A 9,374-nucleotide genomic window follows, 5' to 3' on the forward strand; every position below is an offset into this window, starting at 1 on the left:
TCAAACGAAGATGGCAATGCCGTGCCATCGGAGAACACCCGATTGGGCTTGAGTGACTGCCTGGCCAGTTCTGAGGCCATCAAGGCCTGAGCCGCTTTGCTGTCGCTCCCGTATTGCTCTGCATAGCGAGTGAACATCTCCAGATTGTGCGGATCCTGCGCAATGTCGATGGAGATGGTTTCGCCCTTTTCATACGCGGAAGTTAGGCGCTCTGACAGAGCGGTGCGTTCAGCAAGGCTTGCCTCCGCACGTTCAGATCGTGTGGCCGTGTTCGTCAGCCTGGACGCCATGTCACGGGCCTCTCGGGAGTCGCTGCTGATGGTGTTGATGAAGCTCGAATCTCGGGAGACTCGGTCACCGAATTGCTTGAAGTCGGCTATTTGCTCGCTGGTCAAACTGCTCAGCACCTTGCGTTCATCGGCGGATAGGCCCGACAGGTAGCTCTTGTCAGCGCTGGCATTGGCTTTTGCGCCAGCGAAGCGCCCGTCAACGCCCACATGTCCAGACGCACCAAATGCGATGCGCGCTACCTGAGACTGTGAAAGCCCTGTGCTGTCGGCGATGCCCTTGGAGATCTGGTCCAGGCGATTGAGTGTTTCTCCAAATTGCTCGAAGCTGCTGGACGTGGATCCGCTGCTGCTGCGGCCAGAGCGCAGGCTGCTCAGTCCTCGCGTGAATGCTTCGGAGAGGGCTGCGGATCGATCCGAACTGGCAGCCAAGGCTTCGCTGCGTGCCGCAGTGACCTGCCGACTCGCGTCGGACACATCCTGTTCAGACACCCGCATGGATACCACCCGCGAAGCAAACCCCTGGTTGCGCAGCAAGCTGACGGCAGTTCGCCCGGTCAGGCTGTTCGACGAAAAGGTGTTGCCACTGAGGTCATTTTGCCAACTGCTCATGAACGCCGAGGTTCGGTTAGGTGCAAGTTGTGCCTGGTCCATGGTGACGTTGCCCATGTTCATGTTGCCGGTGGCAGCAGATGCTGTGCTGCCGGTCAGCATGCTTTGCAGGCCGGACAAGCCACCCACCAGGGCGGTCCCGACACCCTCCATCTTCTTCAAAGCTGCCCAGGCAATGACAGGAATGCTGATCGCAAGGTAGCCAACAACAGCCTCACCCGAGATGGCGCCCGAATAGATCGTCGAGGCGGTTCGCAAAGACAGGGCCTTGGTGCCCGAGCCGATGTCTGAAGCCGCAGCCAGATCGTAGGCCGCGTAGATGGACGCCATGTAGTTCAACACCGCGTAGAGCGGGGGCCACAGTTGGATCCAGATCAGGATGGCGGCGTAGCCTTTGAAGGCCAGCATCGTGTCGCGCCCGCTGGTCAGCAGCAAGAGCAGCACCATCAAGGGGAACATTGCGTAGGTGAGCGCCTCAATGACGTTGCGGAACACGGGCAGGGCTTGCTCGGCCACCTTGCCGTTGTTGATCCACGCGGCGTTCTGCTGAGCGACGGCTTGTGCCCGGCCAACGGCCAGCACCATGGCCGCTGGATCATTGACCTTCTGCCCAACGATGGTGCTGGTGTCGTTGATTGCATTGAGCATGGCACTTTGGCGGATCAGGTCGGCAGCGGTGGTGGCCGCATCGGCGATGTTGTTCTTGATGTACGCCTGCTGAATCTGGTTGGCGATGACGGCTGCGGCAGCAGCACCAGGCAGGGTGGGGTTCAACTGGAAGGCCAGACGGCCCTGAATCTGGTTGATCTGCGCTGGCAGTCGGCCATTGAGGTTTGTGTAGATGTTCGGGCAGGTGTCCACATCGACGCCCGCAGCGCTGGTGACCGTGCTGAAGCGTGCAGGATTGGGCGTGGCCATGAGGGGCCAGACATCTGCGGATGTCGAAAAAGCGACAGGGCCAATCGTGCCGTCGATCAGGTCATACATCGTGCAGTTGTGGATGAAGTTGATCAGGTCGGTGCGGAAGTTGGGATCCTGGAACGTCACCTTGCTGGTGCTCCTGATCAGTCGGTTTCCAAACATCAGGCCGTTCTTCTCGTAGGTAAGTTCGCTGGGCAAGGCGCCTGGGCCGGGAATGGTCTGGAAGGCGGTTTCGAACAGGCTTGTCAGGGTGTGGCCAATGGTGCTGGTGATGCTGCCGAGCATGACCATGCCGAAGGGCACGTTGGCCACGACCTTGACCGGGGCTCCGCCTGTCTTGTCCACGATGCCCACGGTGGCCCTGGGCAGTATCAGGATGGAGAACACCAGCAGCACTGTGCCCAGCCACTTCCAGCCTTGCAGCTTCTCAGGGGCAAAGGCGTAGGCGATCAGGGCGGCCACGAAGCCGCAGAAAGCGACGGCGGCAACGGCCGACATGTAGTCGCCCGAGGCGTGGATGGCCGCTGCTGCATTGAAGACGCCGAACAGGCTGTCCGCGTTCTGGTAAGCGTAGATCTCCCACATGGCATCCCCTGTGGTCGGTGAAGGTCAACGAGCCATGTAAGCAGCCTGCTGCCCAAGCATATCCATCACGTGCTGCGGCATGCTGGATCGCAATTGCCGCTCCAACTGTTCCAGGTGGCTGGAGACAGCTCGGTAAGAACCGACCTTCTGATACAGGAGGTTCTTCTCCTGAGAGAGTTGCTGCAGCATGACCAGGGCGCGTTGACGAATCTGGACCGCCTGTTCGCGCTGTGTCTTTTGCAGTTGATAGTCCTTGTCGAGCGCAGCCAAGCCGACGCGCAGATTGCGCTCCAGGAACACATAGGCATAGTCCGCTGCAATCACGTCACGGTATTGGGCGATGAGGCTGTCTGCCAGGCCCGATCCTGGGATGGTCGCGCCCACCGACAGCATTTTGTAGACCGGCTCGGTGGTCTGGTTGACGAAACCGACTTCTGCCGAGTTGTTGGGAATGGCGGTCCGGGTGGCGATTTTTTCCGCGATGGAGCGCATCAGTGCCTCGACTTTGGCGGTGAATGGCGTGTGTGTGTAGGTGGTGTTGAGGGTCACGGCATCACAGTTTACGTAGTCATTGCACTTGAGCAGGTGCTGGGTGACGTTCACGCCAGCGCTAGCACTTTGCCCATAGAGCAACTGGCTGATCGAGGTGAGTGTGGCGGCGATGGGTTCCGGGTCGCGGGCGGCTTCTTCCGGGTGGTAGATGACGGTGCCCACCATGCTGATGATCAGTTCACGCTCCTGATCGTCCAGGGAGACCCCGGTGTACTTCAGGGCCTTCCAGGTCAGGTTTCCCACGAAGGGCGCCTTGTTGCGCACGCTGGCATCGCCTGAGGTGCGGGCCGAAGCGAGGATGCTGGGCCGGTCGGAAGCGCAACGCCTGCGTGCCGCGTCACGGTCGCTTTCCATACCCATCTCGATGGCGAGGTCGGCGCAGGTCTCCTGCGAGCTGTACCCCGTGGCCTCGGCCGCCGTGCTGACGATGGCTTTGGCTGTTTCGCAGGAGTTGATGCGGGCGTTGTTGATCCAGGTCTCCAGACCCTTGGCCCATTTGCTCAAGCCACCCAGGAGTGGTGAGACGGCTTCCAGTGCAAGTTGAAAGGCGATGCCCGGTAGGGCGGCGGTGATGTTCTTCAGCATGTTCTTGAACTCGCTGGCCGAGATGTGCGAGAACGATCCGCCGAACACATCGATGCCACCGCAGCCCGCCTTGGCGCTGGGGAACTGAATGGCGGCGAGTTGGTACACCTTGTTGGGGGAGCGCATGAACAGACTGCCGCCGGTGTAGGTGTTCATGGTCTGACCACGGAAGGCGCCAGGTGCGGTGTAGTTGCCAATGGCCCCCAGGTTGTTGAACATGCTGTTCACTTCGGCATTGAGGTCCCCGGCGTGCAGAGGCAGCGGCGATGCGATGACCAGCACGGCCATCAGGGTGGCGACTACTCGTCTCCAGAGCGGTGCCGTCGGCGTGGGTGTCTGAATCATGATCTGCTCCTATTGAAGAACGACTTGCCTGTTCACGCTGGGCAACATGGCCTGGGCAGCAGGTGTGCTCACCGTGGTGATGCGCTCCAGCAATTCGGATTCGGACAGCACGCCAAAGCCAATGGGTGTGATCTGCCCGGTGTAGGGCTGGGCGAGAAACACCGCTGGCACCTGGGTGACCTTCAGGGTGTTGGCGATACCGTTGTCGGCTCGGGCATCTGCAAAGCCAGGCATGGGGCCGCCATCCACGCTGATGGCCACCACCTTGATGCCGTGGCGCGCCTCGAAAGCCGTCAGCGTGGGGGCGAAGGCGTGGCAGTACGGGCAGTCACTGCGGAAGAAAAAGAACAGGACGTGGTCCTTGCCCAGTGAGGCGATGGATTGGGAACGGCTGAGCAACTGGTCCCGGTCGAACACCTCCAGCGCCTTGGCGTTGACTGGGCGGCCATGGACGGTGGGGTCCAGTTCCGGTGTGGCCCAGGCGACGCGCTGGGCGACGTCGGCAAAGTAGGACGCTCTGGCCACAACCTTGGCTTCCAATTCCATGTAGCGGCGCACATTGGCCTCGGTCGGCCGCATGATCGCAATGTTGCGGTAGGACTCGACAGCCTTTTGCAGTCGCTCGAATTCGACCAACTCTGGCGCTCTGGCCGGGCGGGTTGATGGTGTCGGGGCCGCTGGTGACGTGGGCGGTGGCAGGGCGGGAGTCTTGGGTTGAGCCTCAGGTGTGTCGCGTACCTCGGGTTCGGGGTCTTCGTAGAAGTGCCATCCTCGCCATGCATCTGACCAGTAAGGCGCGGCAATGGGCTCGTCCAGCTTGGACGAGGCTTGCGCTTGTGCCTCGGGCGCTGCGTTGAGGCAAGCGAAAGCGAGGAGGGCGATGCTGGCGAGGCGTCTGAAAAGACCTGAGCGAGACACCCATGACGGGCGAGATGGGCGAGGCATGTCAATCTCCTCATTGCAGCGACTTGGGCGGCAAGCCATCGAGGCAGTAGTTGATCCCGAACTCGATGGATTGTTTGCGAGGGGCCTGGGCACCAGGCAACCAGACACCGTCTTGCCAGAAGGTCACCTTCAGGCGGCTGCAACCAGGCTGGCGGTAGCGCTTGTCGGTGGTGACGTCGATGGAGATGGGTGTGTTGGCCTTGAAGCGCTGGCTGATGGCGTCGGCAGATTCGCCTGTCAAGGTGCCGTGTGCCTTTCCGTCTGGCGCTTGCAGTGCCATCACCATCAGCACTCTGGCGTCTTTGACGGGCATTCGACCGACGGACGTTTCGGGCGATCTCTCAGGCGTTTGCGTTTGTGCTTGGCAATTCAATGCCATCGCCATCGCCGTGATGGCAATGACCTTGATCGGTGTCCTGAGGTGCTGTGTCATTGGCAACGCCCCTGTCCGTAGTAGCAGTTGGGCACCTTGGCGCTGTTGCCGCTTTGGATGGCACCCAGGTTCGGGTTGTTGGGCACGATGGAGGCGTAGAACTCGGTGAGGTCCATCGCTGCGAAGTCGAGGCTTTGCAGCTGAGCGATGGTGAAGCCCGAGCAGTCGGGGTTCTGGCCGCTGCCCCAGCCCTTGCCAATCTGCATGCGCCCCTGCTCGTTGACTATCCGGGCGAGTTTGCTGTTGAAGCAGCATTTGCCTGTGGTGTGCTCCAGGCACGACACGCAGGCACCAAGAACGCGAAGACACGATGAGCACCATGACCCCGTGGCGTGGCACAGCCCCGCGCCTTCTCTCATGGCCAGCTTGCCCTCTTCTTCGTTGCACGACATCATCGACATGACGATGTAGATCACCACAGCGATGGCCAGCGACCAGGGATCGAACGCGACCACCATGCTGTCGCCTGCATAGAGCACCGACGATCCGGCGGGCAGGGCGGTGCCGTTGACGGCCACGGTGACGCCGTAACTGGTGAAGGAGCCGCTGAAGCCGCCGCTGGTGAGCAGTGCGGACATGCCCTGGTAGATGAACTCCCGGTTCTCGGAGTTCATCAGCACGTCGTATACCAGGCGTGAGCCCACACCGAAGGTACTCTGGTTGCTCATCCCAGCGCCAGCGCTGTCCGAGTCGCAACAATCTTTGAACAGCCGGTCTCGGCAGTGGTTGCCTTCGCCTTTGAACACCTGCATCAGTTTGGTGTCCAGGTACACACCGGCTTCTCGGGCGGCTTCCAGCATCGACATGGAGCGGGCAAAGTCCGCGTCGTTCGTGTAGCTCGTGTTGAAGCAACTGTCACCCAGGCAAAAGACATTTGATGGGCAGTTGGTGGCGGTTGTGATCGTTTGGGCGGTGGCCGGGCAGGTGTATCTGTCCTGGTAGACCTCGCACATGCCTGTGGTCACGTTGGTTTGCTTGCATGTGCTGCTGCCCAGCGTGCAGCCTTGGCTCAGCAAGGGTGCGCATTCGTCCGTGGGGGCACCGGATGTGCAAGACAGGGTGCGCTCGTAGGACCAGCAAGCGCGGGTGACGGCTCGGCCATCGATCACCTTGGTGGCAGGGCCATCCACGCACCTGTCGGCAGTGGTGACGGTGCAGCGTCCGCCTGCTTCGAGTGGGGCGCTCTTGTCATCCCAGACATCGGTTTCGATGTGGTTCATGGTGGGCTGCTGGAAAGACAAGGGGATGCTCCAGCCAGAAGCGCCGACCAGGCTGGCCGCCCCCGCATCCTGAGCGCAGCGGGTCTCTGTGCGGCTGACCACGACAGAGGGGCCGCTGTCACAGCCCATGCGGGGGCGGGGCATGGTGAGCGTGAAGCAGCGATCTGCCGGGCCCGCCGATTGGATGCGGCTGGACCAGTAGGCCTGCAACTGGTCGCCGCGCACGGTGCCGGTCGGGCAGGCATAGACCGGCGTGCCGAACTGGAAGTTGTAGTTGCACTGGCCAGATGAACAGCCGGATCCAGGCATCATGACCACCTTGAAGGGGCGCCAGCAATGACCACCCCAGTGTGGTGAGAGGTCGGTGACGAATGTCGGTTGGGTGGCTGGCGTGCTGGGCAATTCCAGGTTTTGCCACCCGATGCAGGCCCCATTGCCACCGGCCGCGTAGAAGCGAAATTGCTGCAACTGGTCGGTGCGGATGCGGCACTGGGCCTGGGCCACCATGTAGTCGGCACCATTGCGATTGGCCTGACCATGGGCAAACCAGTCGCCAGCTGTGCAACTGGGGACGAGTTCGACTTGCACCGTCAGATCGCGCCGGGTGGCGTAGTTGCCCACACCGTTGTAGCGCTGGCACTGTTTGGTGACTGCGCCTGCTGGTGTGATGGCTGGGGAAGGGACGTCGGCGGTGGTGCAACCGCTGTAATAGGAGGAGAGGCTGCCAAGGGCCAGAGACGGGTTCGCGGCGATGTCCCGCGCGCCCATGACGGCGGGGTCGTAGTGCGAAATGGCAGGGCGTGGCGTGTTGGCCGAGTTGAGCGCGCCGCGTTGGGCCTGGCATACCGGGTCATCGGGCGGGCTGGTGCAGGCGGTGAGGCGCGCGTTGGCCGGGCCTGACAAGCTGGGTTGGCCGTAGTAGGCTACCTCAGCGGGCGTGCGGGTGTATCCCGGCACATTGGCCGTTGCATTGGGGGTGCTGACCGTGCCCCGAATCACCGGGTTGGCCGCTTGACCGGCGGCGGTGCCCTCTTCATGTGGCCCAGCCAGTGCCATCGTCTGCGTCGTGACGAAGCACCAGAGGGTGAAGCAGGTGACGAGCCGGCGCAGCATGGCGATCCCTAACCTTTGAGCCGTTGGATGAATGCGGCGACATCCTTGCTGAAGCGAGGGGTGCGGTGCTGGATGTGGCTCAGGGCATAGTCCAGGCTCACGTCTCCTGCCAGGCGGACATAGTCGTTGGGGGGCGAGCAACTGCCGTTTTGACAGGGGGTGCTGCTAGCGCCATCACGCACCAGCACAAAACTGGGTACCTGTGTTATGGCGTAGCGCTCGAAGGCCTGCGGATCGATTTGGAAGGCCACCGACTGATCCGCCAACAATGCCTGTGTTCGCGCGACGGTGTCACGCAGTGATCCATTGAGCAGGCCTCTGATCAGCAGGGATGCCTTGGCTCGTGCCGCTTGGTTGACCAGTCTTTTGAGGGTGGCCTCGGGCATCGACAGACTGATGAACACCATCAGGATCGGGCCGTCACCCAGAACGAGTCTGGTTGGCTGGGTGATTTTCATCTGAAGCGCGTAGGCTTTGGAAAGCGCTTCAAGGTCCACGGGCGCGTCGGTTTGAGGCTTTGGCAGCGCATCAATTCGTGGCCCCGCTGTGCCGGGCACACGTTTCAACTCAGCGGCGCCGGGCATGCTGTGCGCCTTCTGAGCCCGCTTGATGTCCTTGTCCGTGATGTTGGGCTGTTCGCGCCTGACCCGAGCCATGTCTTCTTCGGTGATGACCGGCGTGGTTTGGGCCTGCGCACTTATCGTAAGAAGAACAGACACGCCAAGACCGAAGCCCCCGCGTCCAGCATGACGGATATTAGTAGCCCACACAGCAGTTCCTTTTGCGAAACAACATGAAGGCAAAGTCTTCGCCCCGTACCGGGTACTCTTTGCCCGCGCCCCATATGACGGTGCTGCGGCCGAAGGGCTGGCAGCACTTGCCCCCATCTTTCTCTGTATTGGGAATGGGGTAAGTGAGTTGTGTTTTGTTGGCCGTCTTGTCCATGACCGGCGCGAAGTAGGGGCCGCACAGGCCGGGCGTGCCATGCCATCCCCAGGCGATCAATTCGCGGTGCATCTTGGCGGTCAGGCGCTGGGCCAGCAATGCGGCCGTGCGTACGCCGCCGAGGTGATAAGGCACGTGGCCATCCAGCGGATAAATGCCGCCCTGGCATCCGGCACACCAGAACAGTTCTTTGATGCCAAAGCCCACCGAGGCGGCGACGCAGTCGGCCGCGCAGGAGGCAATCGCAATGGGATTGGCGAACAGCACCGCATCTGGGTTGAGGATCAGGGTCAACTCGTCGTCGTTCCACAGCGGATCGACCTCGGTGAGGTAGGCCAGATCGAAGCTGCCCCTTTCCAGGCAGGGAAAGTCGGTCACGACCTCCAGCCAATACAGCATCGGGTTCACGTAGAAGTGGGCCTGGTAAAAGCTGCCGCCATCTCCGTCGCCCTCAGGACGTGTGAAGCGTGCAGCCTCAGGTGCAGGCAAGCCTGGATTCAGGTCGATGCCGCCCAGTGAGGTCAGGCAAAACGGCTTGCGCACCACCTCGACGTGGCGAGCCGGTTCCCAAAAACCAATCGACAGACCAATTACAGGGTTCACGCCGCAACTGCACACGGGGCTTCCCGGGTTGGAAATGTCTTCCTGGCCGCCGAAGTTGGCGATGGGGATGCTGCCCAGGCTGATGGGCAGGATGCAACTCCAGCAGATGTCGGTGACTGGGTTGGGGAACTTGCCGGTGCAGGTGGCGATGCCTGCCGCGTGGCTGTGCGGGCTGGTCATGGCCAGCAAGCAAATCAACAGGCTCGCCGCGATGTGATCCCACGATGG

7 protein-coding genes are annotated in these 9,374 nt (G+C 61.6%); all 7 read right to left on the bottom strand.

The window, feature by feature from the left end:
* On the bottom strand, positions 1–2,405 hold a 2,405-nt coding region (locus tag Q7V20_RS04055; protein WP_304787444.1), incomplete at its 3' end, for a conjugal transfer protein TraG N-terminal domain-containing protein.
* 24 nt (positions 2,406–2,429) lie between these two features.
* Positions 2,430–3,887, bottom strand: coding sequence for a conjugal transfer protein TraH (locus Q7V20_RS04060; protein ID WP_304787446.1), 1,458 nt, complete (start codon positions 3,885–3,887; stop codon positions 2,430–2,432).
* A gap of 9 nt (positions 3,888–3,896) precedes the next feature.
* Positions 3,897–4,832: a conjugal transfer protein TraF gene (gene traF / locus Q7V20_RS04065; protein ID WP_304787448.1), complete on the bottom strand. Its 936-nt coding sequence runs from the start codon at positions 4,830–4,832 to the stop codon at positions 3,897–3,899.
* Positions 4,833–4,842: 10 nt separating this feature from the next.
* Positions 4,843–5,265 carry a hypothetical protein gene (locus Q7V20_RS04070; protein ID WP_304787450.1) on the bottom strand — a complete coding sequence of 141 codons (423 nt, stop codon included), beginning with the start codon at positions 5,263–5,265 and terminating at the stop codon, positions 4,843–4,845.
* On the bottom strand, positions 5,262–7,598 hold the full coding sequence (traN, locus tag Q7V20_RS04075; RefSeq protein ID WP_304787452.1) for a type-F conjugative transfer system mating-pair stabilization protein TraN: 2,337 nt from the start codon (positions 7,596–7,598) through the stop codon (positions 5,262–5,264). Before traN ends, Q7V20_RS04070 begins: the two co-directional genes overlap by 4 nt.
* An 8-nt stretch (positions 7,599–7,606) precedes the next feature.
* The gene (gene trbC / locus Q7V20_RS04080) at positions 7,607–8,317 is read right to left on the bottom strand and encodes a type-F conjugative transfer system pilin assembly protein TrbC (RefSeq protein ID WP_304787454.1); all 711 of its coding nucleotides are present in this window, start codon (positions 8,315–8,317) and stop codon (positions 7,607–7,609) included.
* 37 nt (positions 8,318–8,354) lie between these two features.
* Positions 8,355–9,326: a TraU family protein gene (locus tag Q7V20_RS04085; RefSeq protein ID WP_370652398.1), complete on the bottom strand. Its 972-nt coding sequence runs from the start codon at positions 9,324–9,326 to the stop codon at positions 8,355–8,357.
* Positions 9,327–9,374 lie beyond the last annotated feature (48 nt).

The organism is Aquabacterium sp. (assembly GCF_030652515.1).
Classification (GTDB): domain Bacteria; phylum Pseudomonadota; class Gammaproteobacteria; order Burkholderiales; family Burkholderiaceae_C; genus Aquabacterium.

Coding starts and splice junctions, on each gene's coding strand:
- Q7V20_RS04060 (WP_304787446.1), bottom strand. CDS start 3,887: ATGATTCAGACACCCACGCCGACGGCACCGCTCTGGAGACGAGTAGTC.
- traF (WP_304787448.1), bottom strand. CDS start 4,832: ATGCCTCGCCCATCTCGCCCGTCATGGGTGTCTCGCTCAGGTCTTTTC.
- Q7V20_RS04070 (WP_304787450.1), bottom strand. CDS start 5,265: ATGACACAGCACCTCAGGACACCGATCAAGGTCATTGCCATCACGGCG.
- traN (WP_304787452.1), bottom strand. CDS start 7,598: ATGCTGCGCCGGCTCGTCACCTGCTTCACCCTCTGGTGCTTCGTCACG.
- Q7V20_RS04085 (WP_370652398.1), bottom strand. CDS start 9,326: ATGACCAGCCCGCACAGCCACGCGGCAGGCATCGCCACCTGCACCGGC.